The sequence below is a fragment of the Kitasatospora sp. NPDC042419 genome (assembly GCF_056437345.1).
In genome coordinates this window covers 1-18,176 of the sequence record NZ_JBWKAW010000039.1, presented here as the reverse complement: position 1 = coordinate 18,176, position 18,176 = coordinate 1, and the positions used below count along the sequence as shown (strand labels likewise).

General features: G+C 71.5%; 18 protein-coding genes. 12 read left to right on the top strand and 6 right to left on the bottom strand.

Features of this window, described 5'->3' with window-relative positions:
* Positions 1 to 45: 45 nt before the first annotated feature.
* The 5 genes from AC067J_RS39560 to AC067J_RS39540 all read left to right on the top strand — a co-directional run bounded on the left by AC067J_RS39560 (position 46) and on the right by AC067J_RS39540 (position 7,368).
* Entirely contained in the window at positions 46 to 1,479 is a 1,434-nt protein-coding gene (locus AC067J_RS39560) for a helix-turn-helix domain-containing protein (RefSeq protein ID WP_478307644.1), read from the top strand.
* Positions 1,472 to 2,164 (top strand): RibD family protein, encoded by a 693-nt coding sequence (locus tag AC067J_RS39555; protein WP_478307643.1) that lies wholly within the window; start codon positions 1,472 to 1,474, stop codon positions 2,162 to 2,164. The genes AC067J_RS39560 and AC067J_RS39555 overlap by 8 nt, the downstream gene beginning before the upstream one ends.
* A complete protein-coding gene (locus tag AC067J_RS39550; protein WP_478307642.1) occupies positions 2,164 to 2,631 on the top strand; it encodes a cytidine/deoxycytidylate deaminase family protein in 468 nt (155 codons plus the stop codon). The genes AC067J_RS39555 and AC067J_RS39550 overlap by 1 nt, the downstream gene beginning before the upstream one ends.
* A 1,300-nt stretch (positions 2,632 to 3,931) precedes the next feature.
* Positions 3,932 to 6,553: a hypothetical protein gene (locus AC067J_RS39545; protein WP_478307641.1), complete on the top strand. Its 2,622-nt coding sequence runs from the start codon at positions 3,932 to 3,934 to the stop codon at positions 6,551 to 6,553.
* Positions 6,550 to 7,368 carry a DciA family protein gene (locus AC067J_RS39540; protein WP_478307640.1) on the top strand — a complete coding sequence of 273 codons (819 nt, stop codon included), beginning with the start codon at positions 6,550 to 6,552 and terminating at the stop codon, positions 7,366 to 7,368. The genes AC067J_RS39545 and AC067J_RS39540 overlap by 4 nt, the downstream gene beginning before the upstream one ends.
* 11 nt (positions 7,369 to 7,379) lie before the next feature.
* Here AC067J_RS39540 and AC067J_RS39535 read toward each other — a convergent pair whose 3' ends face one another.
* Together AC067J_RS39535 and AC067J_RS39530 are read right to left on the bottom strand one after the other, a co-directional pair.
* A complete protein-coding gene (locus AC067J_RS39535) occupies positions 7,380 to 7,820 on the bottom strand; it encodes a hypothetical protein (RefSeq protein ID WP_478307639.1) in 441 nt (146 codons plus the stop codon).
* Positions 7,821 to 7,916: 96 nt separating this feature from the next.
* Positions 7,917 to 8,219 carry a hypothetical protein gene (locus AC067J_RS39530; protein WP_478307638.1) on the bottom strand — a complete coding sequence of 101 codons (303 nt, stop codon included), beginning with the start codon at positions 8,217 to 8,219 and terminating at the stop codon, positions 7,917 to 7,919.
* Between the two features lie 254 nt (positions 8,220 to 8,473).
* Between AC067J_RS39530 and tap the strand changes: the two genes are divergently transcribed.
* The 5 genes from tap to AC067J_RS39505 all read left to right on the top strand — a co-directional run bounded on the left by tap (position 8,474) and on the right by AC067J_RS39505 (position 12,373).
* A complete protein-coding gene (gene tap, locus AC067J_RS39525) occupies positions 8,474 to 10,588 on the top strand; it encodes a telomere-associated protein Tap (protein WP_478307637.1) in 2,115 nt (704 codons plus the stop codon).
* 3 nt (positions 10,589 to 10,591) lie between these two features.
* Positions 10,592 to 11,149, top strand: a complete 558-nt coding sequence (tpg, locus tag AC067J_RS39520) for a telomere-protecting terminal protein Tpg (RefSeq protein WP_478307636.1) — start codon at positions 10,592 to 10,594, stop codon at positions 11,147 to 11,149.
* Positions 11,150 to 11,163: 14 nt separating this feature from the next.
* Positions 11,164 to 11,727, top strand: coding sequence for a hypothetical protein (locus AC067J_RS39515; protein ID WP_478307635.1), 564 nt, complete (start codon positions 11,164 to 11,166; stop codon positions 11,725 to 11,727).
* Between the two features lie 77 nt (positions 11,728 to 11,804).
* Positions 11,805 to 12,116: a DUF6247 family protein gene (locus tag AC067J_RS39510; RefSeq protein WP_478307687.1), complete on the top strand. Its 312-nt coding sequence runs from the start codon at positions 11,805 to 11,807 to the stop codon at positions 12,114 to 12,116.
* A complete protein-coding gene (locus tag AC067J_RS39505; RefSeq protein WP_478307634.1) occupies positions 12,113 to 12,373 on the top strand; it encodes a hypothetical protein in 261 nt (86 codons plus the stop codon). Before AC067J_RS39510 ends, AC067J_RS39505 begins: the two co-directional genes overlap by 4 nt.
* A gap of 114 nt (positions 12,374 to 12,487) precedes the next feature.
* On the opposite strand, the gene AC067J_RS39500 is transcribed toward AC067J_RS39505, so the two are convergent.
* Positions 12,488 to 12,976: a hypothetical protein gene (locus tag AC067J_RS39500; protein ID WP_478307633.1), complete on the bottom strand. Its 489-nt coding sequence runs from the start codon at positions 12,974 to 12,976 to the stop codon at positions 12,488 to 12,490.
* Between the two features lie 182 nt (positions 12,977 to 13,158).
* Here AC067J_RS39500 and AC067J_RS39495 point away from each other — a divergent pair, with 182 nt between their 5' ends.
* A complete protein-coding gene (locus tag AC067J_RS39495; RefSeq protein WP_478307632.1) occupies positions 13,159 to 13,860 on the top strand; it encodes a hypothetical protein in 702 nt (233 codons plus the stop codon).
* A gap of 3 nt (positions 13,861 to 13,863) precedes the next feature.
* Here AC067J_RS39495 and AC067J_RS39490 read toward each other — a convergent pair whose 3' ends face one another.
* The gene (locus AC067J_RS39490; protein ID WP_478307631.1) at positions 13,864 to 14,160 is read right to left on the bottom strand and encodes a hypothetical protein; all 297 of its coding nucleotides are present in this window, start codon (positions 14,158 to 14,160) and stop codon (positions 13,864 to 13,866) included.
* 237 nt (positions 14,161 to 14,397) lie between these two features.
* On the opposite strand from AC067J_RS39490, the gene AC067J_RS39485 reads away from it, so the two are divergent.
* Entirely contained in the window at positions 14,398 to 15,183 is a 786-nt protein-coding gene (locus AC067J_RS39485; protein WP_478307630.1) for a hypothetical protein, read from the top strand.
* A gap of 753 nt (positions 15,184 to 15,936) precedes the next feature.
* Here AC067J_RS39485 and AC067J_RS39480 read toward each other — a convergent pair.
* Both AC067J_RS39480 and AC067J_RS39475 read right to left on the bottom strand, forming a co-directional pair.
* A complete protein-coding gene (locus AC067J_RS39480) occupies positions 15,937 to 16,356 on the bottom strand; it encodes a helix-turn-helix domain-containing protein (RefSeq protein WP_073739656.1) in 420 nt (139 codons plus the stop codon).
* 58 nt (positions 16,357 to 16,414) lie between these two features.
* Positions 16,415 to 17,035 carry a hypothetical protein gene (locus AC067J_RS39475; protein ID WP_478307629.1) on the bottom strand — a complete coding sequence of 207 codons (621 nt, stop codon included), beginning with the start codon at positions 17,033 to 17,035 and terminating at the stop codon, positions 16,415 to 16,417.
* Positions 17,036 to 18,176 lie beyond the last annotated feature (1,141 nt).

Sequence of the window (18,176 nt, the reverse complement as noted above, 5' to 3'; positions counted from 1 at the left end):
TGTGGCCGGGTGAACTGGCCACATCAGCCACAGGATTGGGGCGGGATGGCACAGAAACCGAGGGAGCTGACGCCCTGGGTGTCCCCCCTGCATAACTGGGGCTACCAGCTGCGAGAGCTGCGGAATTCGCGGGGCCTCAGCCTCCGCGACCTCTCGAAGTCGACCCGCATCGACCACGCCCACCTGGGGCGATTCGAGCGCGCGGAACGCATGGCCGACCGCACCCAGGCGGCGCTCCTGGACGATGCCCTGGGCGCCAGCGGGATGCTGCTCCGCCTCTGGGAGCAGATCGGTGACGAGCGTGGCCATGTGGCCAATCCGCCCGTTCATGTGGCCAAGTCGGCGGTAGATCTGGCCTTGGCCACAGCGGACCAGGCAGCGTCGGACGGTGAAGGGATCTCGGTCCCGTGTCGTCTACGCGATGGGTCGGTGGTTTGGGTGGCTCTGGAACGGCGCGCACTGCTGCGCGCGGGGGTGGGGTTGGGAGCCGCTGCGGCGGTGGGCATGGGTTCGCCTGCGGCCGCGGACTCGGATGCCGTGCCGGGCCTGGTTCGCAAGGCGCGGGCTGCATCGGCGTACGGCTCGACGCCGGTTGAGCATCTGCGCCGCGCCCGTCGCCATCTGATCGACGGCGACAACCTGCTCGGGCCGCGCCACGCTCTCAAGACCACGCGCGACTACATCGACGTCATCCAGCAGCTGCGGCGGGAGGCGAAGGGCACCGACCGGCACGACCTGATGGAGCTCCAGACGCAGTACGGGGAATTCCTGTCCTGGCTCCACCAGGACCTGGGCAACCCGGACGCCGCGTCGTACTGGCTCGACCGGGCGATGCAGTGGTCGTACACGGTCGGCGACACGGACCTGACCACCTATGTCATGGCCCGCAAGGCCCAACTGGCCGGTGACACGGCGGACTTGGTCGACGTGGTCGACCTCGCCGAAGCCGCCCAGCGCATGGCCCGGCCCCGCAGCCGGCTCGCCGCTGTGGCCCGCACCTACGAGGCGTACGGACACGCGCTGCGCGGTGACGCCGACGAGAGCGAGCGGGCCATCGACGATGTCCGCAACGCCCTCGATGGCGCCTCCGCCGATCCCACCCCGTGGGGCGTGTGGCTGAACGCCTCGTATGTGGAGGTCCACCGCGCGCAGGGCCTGGAGGCCCTCGGCAAGCACGACCAGGCCGCGGACGCCTTCGCCCACGCCATCCAGTTGATGCCCGGCGACTACCACCGCGACCGCGGCGTCTACATGGCGCGGCAGGCCGTGGCCCTGGCCGGCGCCCGCGATCCCGAGCGGGCCGCGACGGTCGGCATGCACGCGCTGACCGTCGCCGCCGACACCGGCTCCGGCCGCATCACCAACGAGCTCGCTCGGCTCGACACGGCCCTGATCCCCTGGCAGCGCGAGGCCCCGGTCTCCGAGTTCCGCGCCGCCTTCGACTCCACCCTCGCCCACGAGACAGAAACGGATGCCTGAGCAGATGACTGCCCGCCCGTACGTCGTGCTGTCGGCCGCCATGTCGGTCGACGGCTACCTGGACGACACCAGCCCCGAGCGGCTGCGCCTGTCCAACGCCCCGGACTTCGACCGCGTCGACCAGGTCCGCGCGGAGTCCGACGCGATCCTGATCGGCGCGAACACCATGCGCCGGGACAACCCGCGCCTGCTGGTCAACAGCGCCGAACGCCGTGCTCAGCGCGTCGCCGACGGCAAGCCGGAATTCCCGCTCAAGGTCACGGTCACCCGCACCGGCGACCTCGCCGCCGACCTGAAGTTCTGGCACCACGGCGGCGACAAGCTGGTCGTCACCGTCGACAGTGCGGTGGAGAAGGTCCGCGCGACGCTCGGGGACCTCGCCGACATCGTCAGCGTCGGGCCGGACCTCGACTGGGGCCTGGTCCTCGATGAGCTCGGGCGCCGCGGCGTCAAGCAGCTGATGGTGGAGGGCGGCGGCACGATCCACACCCAGCTCATGGCGCAAGACCTCGCCGACGAAGTGCACCTCGCCATCGCGCCGCTGCTGGTCGGTCAGCCGGAGGCCGCCCGGTTCCTCGGGGCCGCCGACTACCCGGGCGGGTCGACCGCGCGGATGCAGGTCCTCGAGGTCCGCGCGATCGACGACGTCGTCCTCGTGCGCTACGCCCCGAAGGGACGCGCCTGATGTACGCGCCCGACCGAGACCAGGACCTGCGCTGGATGAACCGCGCGATCAGCCTTGCCGCGCTGTGCCCGCCGGCCGCAGGGGCCTACTCGGTCGGCGCGGTCATCGTCGGCGAGGACGGCAGCGAACTCGCGTCCGGCTACTCCCGGGAGGCCGACCCGCACGGGCACGCGGAAGAGGCCGCCCTCGCGAAGCTGCCTGCGGGTGACCCGCGCCTTGCCGGGGCGACGATCTACAGCACGCTGGAGCCCTGCTCCCAGCGGCACTCGCCGCGTACCCCGTGTGCGCAGCGGATTCTCGCCGCTGGGATTCCTCGGGCGGTCATCGCGTGGCGGGAGCCGTCGTTGTTCGTCGACGACTGCGTCGGCTACGAGCAGCTGGTGGAGGCCGGGGTCGCGGTCGTGGAACTGCACGAACTGGCGACGGCCGCGAAGGACGTCAACGCGCACCTGGGCGGCCTGGCCTGATGGAGCCTCAGCGACTTACCCACTGGGCGACCCACCTCTATGACGGGTTTCCCGGCATTCGCGACTTCTCGGGCACGCTGCGTTTTCGGCCCCGCAATGTGTCGTCACAGGGGGTTAGGGTGATCGCAGATGTGATCCATAACGACGAGAACCCCGGGACCGGGCATGGTCCGCGGGGCCTCGAACGGGGCAACGCCTCGTTGGGCGACACCTGGAAAGGAGGTGATCGCGGAATGAAGGTTACCCGCGTCTGCGGAACTACACGCGCAGCTACGCCGTTCCACCATCGCGATCACGCCATCGGGTGCGCCCTTGGGCAAGCTGACGCCAGCCGCCGCATCAAGGGGGTTGGGATGACCTAGCGGGCCATCAGCCGCGCGCGCCAACAGAGGTGGACTCGCCATCCCCTTCGGCCTCGCGCGGCCCGTCTACCGCCTGGCAATTCGCAACCAGAGCGGTCCGCTCAGATATCGGTTCGCACCCGACTCTGAGCCGCGGCTCATCAGCCGCTCATTTCAACACTGCACAACTGCACAACCCGCGGGCCCCTGCCAGGGGGCTTCGCGGCCAGTCCCACCCAGCACCTCGGTGCTGAGCACAACCCGTTCCGAGGCCCTGCCAGGGGCTTCGAAACACCAGTTCGAAAACCACCGCAAACGAAAGGAACTCGCTGCTGGGCCTTCGCACCAAGCCCTCTCCTCACAGAGGGGGCCATCCACACGCACCAACGAGGTCGGTCCCCGCGAGGGGGCCGGTCTGTGTTGATCCATATGAAGGTTGGTCTCGCCATAGTGCACGAGCTCAGCGCGTCTTGTCTTGTTGACCACGACCTGGGGGAACCCCCCTGTGTCCTCATTGCCGCAGGTTGTGGTGTCCCCTCCATCCTGAACGTGACATACATCACATCCCGAAAGGGTCACGAAGGTGCCGGTGCGCCGGTAAGCCGCTTGACCTGGGGGGTGTCCGTGGGGGCGGGTTCGGCGTCGGCTGCCTCGCTCGCGCACCCTCGCTCGGAGTTCGTCACCAACTCCGTCGACCAGGCGTCGCGGCATGACGTCGTCCCGTGCGGCGGGACGGCATTCAAGATCGTTTCTCACGGTGCGGGAGCGCCGGGGGGTGCCGGGGCTTCCCGGCCTCTGTCCACAGGTGGACCGGTGCAGGGTCGGCGGGTGGATGACGAGACGAGGGTCTTGACCGCCCTGGACGGGGGTGTCCGCTTTGGCGTGTACACCGGCCCGATGACGACACAGCCGACCTCGGTCCTCGCGGTGTCCGCCGCTTCTGCCGGGCCGGTGGGCCGATGAGCGCGGGCACGGCGGCCGCCGTGCTGGACCACCCGCTGTGGGACGACGTCGACGACTCCGTGCTTCCCGGGCAGCGGAACCGGCTGCGGTCGGTGCCGGCTTCCGGCAAGCCGGGCGACGGCGGCCTGGATGACCCGCTGCGCCTCGGTCGGAGGATGCGGCTGCGGCTGCTCGCCGCGGTCCAGGCGCTGCTGGCGGACCCGTCGATCGCCGGGCAGTCGGACGTGGCGAGGCTCGCGGCGGTCGTGCTGTACGCGAAGTCGCGGGCGCCGAAGGGTGCGAAGAACGACAACCAGACGTCGATCTGGGTTGCGGAGCTGGGCCGGTGGATGGGCGTGGGCGAGTCCACGGTCAACCGCCGGGTGCTGGTGCCGCTGCGGCGGTCGGACGGCGTGCACACCCAGGTGAAGACGAACGCGAAGGGGCATCCGACCGGGCTGGAGTGCCTGGTCATGCCGCTGTGGAACGCCCGTAAGAGCGGGGGAGCGGGGCACCCGCTGGCGCTGACGAAGGCGGAGCTCGCGACGCTGCTGCACCTGTGTGAGGCGCTGTTCGGGCACGGTTGGACGCCGGAGGACAAGGAGCCGACGCCGCCGGGGCTGCTGGCCGGCCGTACGGGTAAGGGCGCGGCGACCGATCGGCTCGGGCTGCTGCTGATGGTGCTGAACACCCCGGCCTCGGGCTGGCTGCAGTTGTGCGGCGGCTCGGTGAAGAAGCGTGAGGGGCGCGGGGCGGCGACGCTGGCCCGGCTGCTGGGCTGCTCCCCCTCGGGCGCCCGGAAGGTTCTGACGCGGCTGACGGAGGCCGGTGTCGTGGCGCGGCAGCACCGGGAGACGTCGACGCGGATGCGTGGCCGGGGCCGCGTCATGCTGCTGCCGGTCGCCCGCGCGTACGGCCGCCGCCTGGCCTCTGTGGAGGCTGTTTCGGGGGCCGGGTCGGTGTTTTCGGCGCGTCCCGTTGGTGCAGTCGGAGATCATGCTCCGGCCGGTGCTGCTGGTGCCCTTGGTACGTCTGGGATCGGCGGCGCTGAGAGCCCCGGGGATGCGGTGGATCAGGAGCGTCCCGATGGTGCAGAGCTCCACGCAGACCACGCTCACCTGGTTACTCCCGTCGTTCTTCCGCAGCTTGATTGTGGTTTTTCCGGCGAAGGCCGTGGGGGTGAAGGCCGTCGGCCGGAGCGCGTGTGCGCGGGCGAGGACCAGGCCGTCGCCGACACCGCTGGCGTTGCTGGGAGCAGCTCGCCGGTGGCCGGGGTCGGCCCGCTGCGCGGGGAAAAGCCGAAGGAGTCCCCGGTCGATGAGCGGGTGGGGCAGCGCGCTGCCGGGGCTGGCGCCGGTGGCCGGCCGAAGGCCGGAGGGTGGGAAAAGGCGCAGCAGCAGAGGCGGGTGGCCCTCCCGGCTGATCTTCGTCTGCGGGTAGCCCTGGGGCCGGTCTCCTGGCTGTGGGAGCGGCTGTCGGGGTGGCAGCAGGACCAGGTGGAGGCCGCTGCGAAGACCGAGCTGGCGCAGCTGGTGGGCCTGGGCGTGGCGGCGGAGGGTGCGCCGCGGCTGCTGGCCGACCGGCTCACCGACCGGCTGGCGGAGACCGGCGGCGAGGCGATGGTCACCGGCCCGTACGGGTGGCTGATCCGCCGGGGTCTGCCCCAGCGGTCGGCCTGCTCGCACCGCAAGTGCGACGACGGGGTCCGGCTCGACACGGGTGAGGACTGCGAGAACTGCGGCAACGTCATCCACCTGCGCCGGGCCTGGCGTGCCCGGATCGGCGCGGACATCGACCGGGAGCTCCCCGGCCTGGCCGACGACGAGCGTCGGCGCGTCCTCGAGGAGCGGCTGCGCGAGCGGGCCGCCATTGAGGCGGAGGACCTCGCCTGGCGCCAGGAGCAGGCCCGTACGGAGCGGGCCCGGCGCGATGCGGCCCGCGCGGCAGCCGCTGAGCAGGCGGAACACGAGCGCCAGGTGGCGGCCGCCGCCGACGCGGTCCGCCAGGCGCAGGCGTGCGAGGACTGCGGGCGCGGCCAGGCGGCCGGGCTGTGCGAGGCGTGCGACCACCGCCGTCAGACCGAGGCCCTGATCGGTGAGGCCGGCCTCTTCGTGGCGGCCGGGTCCGCCGACCTGAGCGAGGCGGGCAGCATCGCGGCCGCCGTCGCCGGGGCCCGTACGGCCATCGGTGACAGCATCGCCGCCGCGTGGCAGGAGTTCCTGGAGATCACCGACGCAGCCGCCCTGGAGGCCGATCCGCAGGCGGCTGCGGACGCGTACGCGTACACCGCGTTCCAGAGCGCGCAGCAGGCCGTCGGCGAGTTCCACGACAACGCGCTGGCGATGCTGGGCCGGACCCAGGAGGCGGAAGCGGAGGCCCGGCGGGCGTACAAGACCGAGCAGGGCCGCCACTGGTTCAAGCACAACCCGACCGGCGCGGACGCCGTCGCGGCGGCGACGAAGGCCGCCGACACCGCCCGGGAGCGTGTGGCCGAGTGCCTGTTCGCGGCACGGCTGGAGCAGCTGCGCGAGCAGCGGGCGGCGCGCACCGAGCAGGCCGCGGCCGCCCCGTGGACGGACCGGCTGCCCCAGCTCGCTGCCCGCGCCCTCGATGGCGACGCCGGGGCGGTGGTCGCATGACCGGCGAGCTGTCCGGCGTCGACCTCGCCCGCCAGGCCCTGGTCGCGGCCCGGGAGGCGGCGAAGAAGAACGGCTCCGCCACCAGGAAGCCGAAGCGGCGCACCACCACCGTCGTGTCACGGGACGGGCGTGAGCCGCTGGGACTGGGCAGCGCGATCAGCCGCATGCTGACCGAGCGCGGCTTGGTCGCCCCGGCCGCCGGCGGAAGCGTCCTCGCCCAGTTCGACGGCATCCTCGCCGCGGCCGTGCCCGAGCTCGCCGGGCGGGTGGAGGCCGCAGGGTTCGACGCGGACACCGGCCGCCTGGACGTCATCCCCGACGCCCCGGCCGTCGGCACGAAGCTGCGCTGGAGCGCCCCGAAGCTGATCGCGGCCGCCAACGAGCGGGTGCGAGGCGCGAACGTCCGCGCCCTGCACGTCCTGGCGCCCGCACCCGTGAAGGCCGGCCCCGCCACGGTCGCCGCCGACCCGGCCCCGCAGCCGAGCGCACCTACGGCACCGGTGCAGCGCCGGACCCCGCCGGACGGCTACCGTCGCGCGATCGAGGCGCACCGCCAGGCCGTGGTGCCGTCCCGGGCCGACCCCGGCATCGCGGACGCGGTGGAGCGGCAGACCGCCGCGATGCGGGAGCTGTCCCGCCGGGCCTTCCCCGAGCCGCCCTCCGTCCCGGACGATGCGCCGGCCCCGATCGACCAGGCCCGCATCCAGCGCCGCCGCCAGGCCGCGGTGACCGAGGCCGCCGCGCTGCGCCGGGCCCGTGATGAGAAGGCCGGCCGTGAAGTGGCTGTGCCGCGGCGTCTGGAGCAGACGGCGTGAGGGGCGTCGGGTCAGGCGCTGGTCTCGGGCCGCACGGTGTCGCCGTCGACCTCGGGCACGGCCTGGTCGTCGTCCTCGCCCCAGAGCGCGCGGGCGAGGAAGTACAGGGCGACCATCCCGGCGTAGATGAACATCCCCCATCCGAAGATCAGCATGAAGACGTTCGCGTCGCTGCGCGGGGAGCTGTATGCGACGCCCTGCGCGGTCGTGAACAGCCACGGGAACCACGCGGAGCGTACGAAGCCCGGGTCGGCGTACCGGCCGCCGCCCCGGCGCCACGACAGCAGTGGGACCGCTGCGAAGCCGACGCTGGCCAGGCAGTACATGAGGGCGAAGAAGTCGTTGGCGATGAACTGGTGGCCGTTGGTGATCCCGAGGTAGGCGACTCCGGGCAGGAAGAGCGCGGTCGGCACTCCGAAGCCCAACACGTCGCCACGGCTGATCTTCGCCACGCTCTCCCCCTGCTGTCGACGTCCCACCCGGCACCGTACCGGCCGCGCCCGGCCGGATCCGCCGATCGCCGGGAAGGGCCAGGAGGGCGGGGCCGGCTACTCGCGGCGGGCGAGCTCCTCGGGGGTGGGCACGTGCCGGGTGACGTGCGGCTGGCCGCTGTAGTCGACGGTGATCGTGTGCCGCAGGACGTCGTCGTCGGCGTCGTAGAAGATCTGCTCGATCTCCAGGCAGGACCGGTCGGTGGAGATCCCGAAGTCCTCCGCCTCCTGGTCGTTCACCTTCCGGGCCCGGGTGCCGGTGACCATCCGCACGGTCCCGGCCGGTGCGCCCGGCGGGAGCTCGACAGCGCCCGGCCGTGCCCGTGTCGACCACGTCTGTGCCTCGCTCTGGTCCGCCATGGTCGCCACCGTAGCGAGCGCGCCCGCCGGAGGTGGCCGTCTCTCGGCAACTCGGGCCGCCACCTATGAGCCTCACACGCCGTTTCCGCAGGTGAGAAGGCCGCACGCTCCGCCTGCCAGGTGTGAGCCAGGGCCCGCGAAAGCCGCGAAAAACCGGTCCACACCCCTCCGGAAACCCAATCCGAACGGGTTAAAAAAATGGGTTAAAGACTAGGGTAAACAGTGCTAGGGTGAGGGCACGAAAGGAGATCCACATGGCATCCGAAGAAGAGCTGTTCGCGAACATCGACGCCCTGCTGGAGGAGGAGCCGCAGCTCCCGCCCCCGGCGGAGCGCGCCCGGCTGCGGGAAGCCGCCGGCATCACCCAGGCCCGCCTCGCGCAGGCGCTGAAGTCCACGGTGCAGTCGGTCAAGAACTACGAGAACGGGCGCTCCGAGCCGAAGCCGCCGCGCCTGGAGGCGTACCAGCGGCTGCTGAACGGCTGGGCGGCGAAGTACCCCGCGCACGCCGTCCCCGCTCCGGTCGTCGCGCCGCAGCCTCAGCCGGTGCCGGAGACGTTCACCGGACCGGCCGCGCCCGAGGTGCCCGAGGCGGAGACCGCCGCGCCGGTCCAGGCGCCCGTCGCCCCGGTCGCACCGGAGCGTCCCGCCGCCCGCCCGGCGACGTCGCGTCGCCCGGCCGCGAAGAAGACCGCGAAGGCCGCGCTGGACCCGCGCTTCCCGAACGGCCCGCTCGCCGTCCTCGATGGCGACGGCTCCGCGTACGGCGTCGACGGCATCGTGCTGGACTGCCCGGCGACCACGGTCGTGGAGCTGGTGGAGTGGACGCTGCGCGAGGCCGGCCTCGGTGCGCCGAAGCTGCACCGCAACGGCAAGGACTCCGACCCGCTGATCGTGCTGACCGCGTCGGCCGCCGCGAAGCTCGGGCTGCCCGAGCGCCTGGAGGACCGCCGAGGGCTGCGCCTGGAGGAGGACCACCCGGTCGTCAAGCAGGTCCTCAAGGCGAAGTGGCAGCTCACGAAGAGGGGATTCGGGCCGTGGGCCCGCATCTACCGCGCGGCGACCGGCGCCCAGCGCCAGTGCGTGCAGCTCGCGATCCTGCCCTGGGACGCGCTCGACACCCGCTCCTGGCCCGGCGTCGCGGACATGGACCCGGCCGACATCGCCCAGGTCCTCGGCATCTACGCCCAGCGCGTCAGCACCCCGCGCGGCAGCACCGCCGTGTCCGGCCTGGAGCTGATGACCGCGCTGCGCCCGCCGACCCGCCCGGTGCGCGACGAGGAGACCGGCAACTGGGTATCCGGCCACAACCCCGGCAGCCTCGGCACGCAGCCGATGGACCCGGCCCCGCCGGAGGGCCAGATCGAGCACCCCGCTGTCCACAGCATCGACTGGAAGGGCGGCTTCCTCCGCGAAGAGGCGTTCCAGTGGGTGCGGTCGGTCGACACGCTCACCGACGAGGAGTGCATGCTCCCCTACGCGGTGGGCCTGGACCTCAACACCGCCTTCCTCGCGGCCGCGGCCCGGCTCACGGTCGGCCTGTCGGCCCCGGACCACTTCGTCGCCCCGAAGTTCAACCCCAAGATTCCCGGGTCCTGGCTGGTCGACCTCTCCCACGTGGTCATCGACCCGCGCCTGCCCTCACCGTTCACACCGGACGGCACCCACCCGACGGGCCCGGCCTGGTACCAGACGCACACCGTCGCCTACGCCCAGGAGCTCGGCTACAACGTCGAACCGCTGGAGGCGTACCTGCGCCGCGAGACCGGCGCGTACCTCGACCCGTGGCACGACCGCCTCAAGGCCGCCTACGTCGACACCCTCGCCGACATGGGTGTCACCAAGGACCTCACCGACGCCCAGTTCCTGGCGGCGATGGAACAGCACAAGCAGGTCGACCCGGTGCTCACCGCCGTGCTCGCCGCGATCAAGGGCACCATCAAGGGCGGCATCGGGAAGCTGTTCGAGAACCCGCAGGGCAAGGGCCACAAGGACGGCGAGCCGTGGCCGGCCATGATGCGCCCCACCTGGCGCCCCGACATCCGTGCTGCCGTCATCAGCAAGGCCCGGGTCAACATGCACCGCAAGCTGGCGAACATGGCGAAGATGACCGGGATGTATCCGCTGGCCGTGCTGTCCGACTGCGTCGTCTACCCGGCCCCCAGCGCCTCCCCGCTCGACTTCCTCCCCTACGCGGCGTCCGGCAAGCCGCAGCCCGGCGCGTTCCGCCTCGGGCCCACCCCGGGCCTGGCGAAGCTCGAAGGCGTCCAGGACATGGCGTGGGCGGTCGACCTCATGGAGAAGGGCCTCAACCCGGCCCGCCACATCAAGGGCGACGGCCACGACGCCGTCCTGGACGAAGGGGAGTAGGCCGTGGGAGAGATCGAGGACGCCATCGAGCGGGCCGACCGGGAGGGGTTCACCCGGGAGCCGCCCAAGACCCTCAAGGGCCAGATCGGCTATCTGCTCAAGCAGCTGGGCAGCGCGAAGGCCGTGGCGGCGGAGCTCGGCGTCACCGCCGACTCCGTCAACCGCTACCGGCGCGGCGCCCGCAAGCACGCCCGCGCCGACGTCGCGTCCAAGATTGACGACGCCGTACGCCAGCGGTGGCAGCCCCAGGTCCGCAAGCGCCGGCAGAAGCAGGCCGCCGCCTCCGGCGGGATCAAGGTGGAGACCCGGGCCCGGTTCGGCTACGAGTCGTCCGCCGGATCGACCGACGACGGAAGGTTCCGCCGCCTCACCGTCAAGCTCCCCGCCGCGTACGCGCAGCGCCTGTTCGACGCCCGCGACACCGGAGCCAGCGACCAGGAGATGCGTGGGATCATCGCCGAAGGGTTTAAGGAAGTGTATTTCCAGGACGGCGGCGGCCGGGCTATGGGACTGTCGGACGTGGCAATCAACGACATTGATTACCTCGACCTGGAATACTGAATAGGAGCGAAAGCATGACCACTGAATTCCCGGCCATCGACCGCGACAAGAGCCCGCTGCTCGACGCCGACCACGACCCGGCCCGCATCGCCGACGCACTGCGCGGCAGCCCGCACATCCTGGGCGCCCACGCCGAACCCGGCTCGGACCGCGTCACCTTCACCACGCTCGCGGGCAACGGCTTCGACCTCACCTTGCAGGACGCCGAACCGACCACGGACGACATCCTGCCCGCGCCGGCGCTCACCGAGGCCCTCGCCGCGGCGATCCTCAACCACCCCGACTTCTACGTCGCCACCCCGGACTCCCCGCGCGAGGACACCATCACCGTCCAGACCCGGGGCGGCGTCCGCTACCTCTTGGCCCTGGACGTCGCCCCGGACGCCGACGCCGACGACTATCCCGCCCCGGCCGAAGACCTCTCGTACGCCGCCGACCGGCTGCTCACCAGCGACCCGAGCGACTCGGAGCGCGCCACGGCCGAACTCCTCAACTACGTGGCGGCCACCTGGGAGAAGCAGGACCTGCCGCTGCGCCAGCACGCCCAGGCCGTCGCCCGCGCCCTGCGCACCCGGTAGAAGGGGATCCATCCATGTCCGCTTCCACGGCCCACCGGCGCGCGTACCGTGAGGTGACGACCCGCCGGGAGGACCAGATGAGCGCGCAGCCCGACCACGCCCCCGTCACGCCGTACGCCCCCGCACCGGGAGCTCCGGCCGAACTCCTCGCCCAGCTGCGCGCCGACCGGCGCGCCGACACCTGGGTGCCGGCCTTCGAGCAGCAGTGGGCGGCGGCGCTGGAGGAGTCCCGCCGGACGTTCTCCCTCGCCGGGCTGTACGAGGTCGTCCAGGACTGGCAGGGCCGACTCGCCCACGCCCCGGCGGTCGACGCGTTCGTGGCCTCCGGCTACGACGACAGCGGGACCATCGACATGGCGGAGCTGCGGGGAAGGCGAAGGCGCCGGTGAGCGGACAGCCGTACGCGGTCCGCTTCTCCGCACCGGCCGCCAAGGTCCTCGACGCCCTGCCCGAGCACGTCGAAGACACCGTGTGGGACATCCTGGGCGCGGCCGCCGGCGACCCGTGGGGCTTCGGCCAGTGGAACGTGGACGACCTCGAGGGCGAGGACGTGCGGTACGCGGCCGTCGGCCAGCTCTCCCTCACCTACTGGGTGAACCGGCCGCTGCGCCGGTTGACGGTCCTGAACATCGTCTGGCTCGGGTAGCCATCCCTGGTGACAACGCCCTGACCCCGGCATCGCAACTGCCGGGGTCAGGGCGTTTCCGATCGTAGCCACGGCCGTATCCACCCGGGCGGCAACGCGTAGCCGCCCGGGTAGTCACCAGCGGCCGCGAGAGCGTTCGGCACCGAGCTGGACCTCACGTCGGCACTCACGGCAGTCCGGCAAGCCGCTCACGCGCCGGCCCTCCCCCTCCGCGAACCGGAAGCCGCACAGCGACAGGGCGGCGTCCTCTTCGGGATCGGTGGCGTGCGAGCCGTAGCCCGGCACGTTCCACGTGACCGTCGTGCCGCCCTCGTAGGGAGCACCCTCCGGCCACTCGTACACGGCCTCGGTGGTCGTGCAGCGCATCCGAAGGTCAGGACCCTCCCAGCGGGCACCCCGCCGGGCCTCGGTCGCGGCGTCGACGGCGTCGGCCAGGCGCTCGAAGGACAGGTCGTAGTCCTCCATGTGGCGCCAGCTGCCCGGCTCCTGCTTCCGCATCAGCTCACGGAACTCCAGCAGCAGCCGCTCCAGGTCGTGCCGCCCGACCCGCAGGGTGTCGGTCGCGTCGTCGTACGCGTCGTCGGGGGTGATCTTCACGGGCATCGCACTGCTCCTTGTCCACGCACGCTGGTGGCCCGAGTGTGCCGCGAACGTGCTGCCCGAGAGGCCGTATCCACCAGTTGCCACCCGGGCGGCAACGCGTATCCGCCCGCGATCGTCACCACCGGCCGCGGCGCCGGGTAGCGTTCCGGGCACTGATCCGGACCCGGGGTGGGGGAGTGGCGATGCGGTTTCCACGGTTCGAAGAGCGCGGCACGCTGACGACAACCGAGCTCGAGGCGCTGCGGTCGCTGAACGCGGCGTGTCTGACCGCGCGGTACGAGTGGCAGTCGGCGGTCACCCTCTGGGACCGCCTCGCGAGCGCCGGTGACGTCGCCGAACTGCACGAGACGCAGACGACGTTCCCGTTCCACGAGCAGGCACTCCATGAGATCGCGAGGGGCGCGACCGCGTACGAGCGGCACACGGCACTGACCGCCTGGCGGTACACGGCCGCCGCGGTCGTCCTGGGCGTCACCGTTGTGCAGCGCCTCGCGGAGGCGAAGCCGCCCCTCACGGCCGCGCTGGTGGAGGAGCTCTGCCAGGAGCCGACCCTGGGCCGCCTGCACGCAGCGCTGTCGGTGCCGGTGGCCGACCTCCTGCCCGAACGCCCACACCACAGCGCCATCCCGAACGAGCGCGAGGACACCGCGCGCCGGTGGGCCAAGGTGCGCGACAGCGTGGCCGGCGCGATGGACATGGTCATGGAGATCGCCGCCGACGAGGACGCGGCCCACCCCCGGACCAAGGACGAAGCAGCCGGCTGCCTGCTGACCGAGCACTGCCCGCCCCACACCGACCCGGTGTACCAGGGCGTCCTGGACCCGCTGTTCCGGCTGGCGGAGGAACTCCCGTACGGCATCATCCGGATCATCGACAAGGGCTGACGCTCAGACCTCCGGCGGCGCGGCGCCGGGCAGCTCGCCGGCGAAGTCCCACCACTCCTGGATGGTCCACACGACGAGCTTGGAGCGGTCGGTGGACATCCGCAGCCACACCTCATCGCCGCCGGGCATGAGCGCCACTTCCACGTGCGGCTCGTCCCACGTACCCAGCGCGTACATCCACCCGATGCCGTCGGGCCAGGTCCGGATCGCCGCCGTACGCACGCTCAGCGCCGCGGCGAAGGCGTCCAGGGCGGCCTTGGGTATCCGCACCTCCACCGGCTCCCGCTCGATCCCCGCCACCCCGGACCCCCTGCTCCCGCGGCGAGACGCGACAGCCCGCCGTCGCGGATCAGCCTGCCAGAGCCGCCCGCCGCAGGTGTCACGTTCCGCCCTCCCCCTGTGAGGTCTATGAGCCTCACAGGGCGTTTCCCCAGGTGAGCGCGCTACCTATGAGGCTGTGAGCCTGTGAGGTGGGGGCTTGCGGCCGTGCTTCCGTACGCCCTGGTGCGGTCCGCCGGCGCGCAGGACGATGGAGTCGTGGGCGAGGACAACGAGGACCAGGAGCACGGCGGCGAACCGGCGCGCCCGCCGCTCAGCGCGGCCCGCGCCCGGGAGATGACGGCCGGGCTGCGCGAGGCGATGGACGACGTCCGGCGCTCCGTCGCGGTGCTCGCCGCCCGGGTCCGCGCCGCGCACGCCGCCAAGGTCTGGCTCCCCCTGGGCTTCACCTCGTGGGAGTCGTACTGCGGTGCGGAGTTCGGCATCAGCCGCGCCCAGGCGTACCGGCTGCTCGACGTCGCCCGCGCCCTGGCCGCGATCCACGACGCCGTCACCGCCGGCCCCGGGATGTCCCGCACGCGAGACGGCGACCCTGGCGCCGCGGCCGCGCTCGACTACGGCCTGTCCCAACGCGCCCTGATCGCCGTCTCCGGCCGTACCGGCGACGTCGCGGAGCTGATCATCCGCCGCCTCGCCACGCTCGCCCACAGCGGCCTCCAGACGCTCGATGAGCCCACCGTGCGCGCCGTGGTCCGCCAGGCCGTCCGCGACGTTCGCACCGCGCCGCCCTCGCCGCCCGTCGGTCCGCCGGCGGATCCCGCGCTCACCGAGCTGCGCCGCGTCGTCGACGACCTCGCCGCCACCACCCACCAGCTCGGGGAGCTGATGCTCGAAGTCGCCCCCGCGTACCTGTCCGACACCGCGGCCGCCGACGTCCTGGCCCCGCTGTGCGAGCAGATCGGCGAGGACCTCGACAACGGCCTCGCCGCCCGCCGCTACGCGATGTCCGGTGACCGCCGCGCCCTGTACGGCACCGTCCTGTAGGCCACTCACCCCGGCGCTCCTGTGTGGCACACAGGCCGTTTCCCCAGGTAGGCAAGGTGCGCTGAGAGGGTGTGAGCTGTGAGGCGAGGGCCTGCGCCGACGGGATGCCGCTGCTCCTGACCGTGCTGCTCGCGGTGGTGTGGAACGGGCTGCTGCTCGATGGGCAGCGGGGGTGGTGGCCGCGGTTGGCGGGGTGCTGCTCGTGCTCCTGGTGGTGGTCGTCGGGTTGCAGCACGGTGGTGTCGCGGGTGCAGCGCAGCATTTGCCTGGGTCAGGCGGCACACAGGTGCTGCACGGGTAGCAGGCCGGCCCCGGCCGGTGCAGCACGGCCAGCCGCTGCACGCTGCTCGGGCCGTGCTGCTTCCGGGCCGGGGCCTGCTGCTCCGGGGCCAGGGGCCAGGACATCGGACCCGTCGCAGCGGCTGCGGAACATAGCTCAGCTGTGATGTTAGGCAGGAGATCTATGCGCAGCTGACGCATAGATCTCTCTCGGTCCGAGAGGCCGCCGGTTGTTCTGCTCCTCCAGAACAAAGCGGTTCACCTAGTGCTACCGCCTGCCCGCTGCCCATGGTCGGTCAGCGTGGTGGAGCGCCTCGCGTTTGTTCTGCTCTCCCAGAACAAACCGGTTTACCTGGTGCTACCGGCTTGATCGCGGCGCGCACGACGAAGGCGCCGCACGGAGAGTGCGGCGCCTTGGGGTCTTCGCGGGGCCAGGAGCCCGCTGGGCAGCCTACGAGGGCTGCGGTGGGGTGCTCAGCCGGTGGGGGCGAGGTTGGCCATCTGGGCGGCGAACCGGGCCCGTCGCTGTTCAGTGAAGCGTCCGGGTTCGGCGGCCTTGATCTCCGGGACCTTCATCACGGGGGAGGAGACCGCGCCGCCGGTCAGCAGCGGGTGGAGCTGGTAGAGGCCGTCCTCGAGGCTCCAGGCGAGTCCGCACTCGCGGAGCTCCTTGAAGCCGCGGTTCACGGTCGGCTTGCTCGCGCCTAGCTCGGCGCACATCTCGTTCTGGCTGATCGAAGCGGTGCCGGTCTCCGGGTCGCTGAGGTACAGCAGCTGGTCCAGGACGCGGCGGCCGGCGGTGGAGACGTCGACCAGGGCCAGGAGGCGCAGGACGTCACGAGGGATCGTGACGGGGGCCTCCGTGGGAGGGCTAGGGACGTAAGAGCTGCTCACGGAGCCTCACCACTTCCGATCAGGTCGGGACGCTGTAACGAGGATATGCCGGGCGAGGTCATGCGCTCGCCTTGCGTACGGGCCGCCGCTGCCGCAGCGTCACGACCTTCTCCTTGCGGCGGGCGGACTCCGCGGCCTTCTTCTCCGCCTCCCGCAGCTGACGCCACTCGGTGGGGTAGTCGGCGTGCGGGATGACGCAGGCCGGGCCCTTGGCGCTGTTCCAGAGCGCCTGCCACTTCTCCTGCTCGCCGGAGGTGCCGGCCACCGTCAGCCACGGGTTCAGCTGGAGGATGCCGCGCTTGGCGGTGCGCTGCCAGCCGATGTGCGTGAAGAACTGGCTGGCCTCGTTCACGGAGGCCGCCGACAGGTTGCACCGGGCCTGGAGATCGCGCTGGTTGGTCTTCACGAAGCCGCGGGCGGCTTCCCGGAGCTGGTCGTCGGCACGGTTCGCGTTCTGCAGCGCCACCTGCTTGCACCAGACCTGGAACCAGGAGCCGGGCATCTTGAGGCTGCCGAGTACGTCCATCAGCAGCCGGGCGTCCAGCACGTAGCCGCTGCACCCCGCGCTCGCGGCGAACTCGCGGCCCTGGATCTTCTCCACGCCCAGGATCAAGCCGCCCTTGCCGTCCGACCGCGCAACCACGCGCTCGCCGGGGCGGACGATCGGCAGCTGTTCCATCAGCACAGTCCTCCAGGGATGATCAACGTTTCGAGTGGCACGGTAGCACTAGGTAAACCGGCTTGTTCTGGAGGAGCAGAACAAACGGTGCCTCAGAGTCACCTGACGGCCCGTCAGATTTCGAGGGTCTTTGTTCTAGATATCCAGAACACTCAGGACGCCTGTGTTCTGGATATCTAGAACAAACGGTTTCGCATCACCGCAGGTCAGAGCCGGTTTGAGCGCGGAACGCTCTTATGTGTCTTTAGACGTCACCCACCCCGTGCGCCGCTCCCGTCACCCCGTGCGGCGCACGGCACAAACGGCTGGTCACGGCGGGCGTGTCGCCGTTGCCAACCACCGGATCGAGGAGGCCGGCCCTCGTGGCTGAGCAGGCTTCGCGTGCGGCGCCGTACCCCGGTGCGGGTCGTGGACGGCAGCAGCGGCTCTGAGTCTCGGGTGGTGCCGACCGTGACGATCAAAAGCGAGGAAGCGTGGCCGGTGCCGGTGGGCGGTTCCGCCCACCGGCCCTAGGGGGCCGGACGGCTCCGGTACCTCCGCACGTCGAATTCAACCGGACCCATATCCGAGCTTCCTTTCCGTGGCTGAGCTATTTCGGGCAGCGCAATTCTGAATTCAACCGGTAGTTTATTGGCCGGGCCAGGGGTGGCGCGGCCAGGACCCAAACGCTACACAGCGCACGCGTCTGATGCATCACCCCCGCCGCGCGTTCACTCTCTCAGGTGACGTCTCTTCAGATGCCGCCCCGCTATGGCCGGTTGGCGTGTATGCTGGCGGGGTATTGGTGAACGCGAGCGGGCAAACTCAGGAGCGGGGGAGGGGTCGGGGTGGAGCGCAGCGGAACCCGTCACTGCGGCGAGGCCGGCACCCATGCGACCCGACGATCCGTCACGGCCGTTGCGGGGGTGGTGGCTGGGATTCCCAAGCCCTACACAGTCCCGCGCGTGATGCACCTCCCTCGTAGCCAGCCCCGGTGATCGCGCTTGCGCGGTCGCCTCCAATTCGCGCTTGCGCGAATTGCATTCCGTTCGGAATTCCGTTTACGGAATTCCATTCCGGCGCTTGCGCCGGAATTCGAATTGCGCTTGCGCAATTCGGCGCTCTATGCCCCGGCTTGCCGGGGCATATCCCGCTCCGCGGG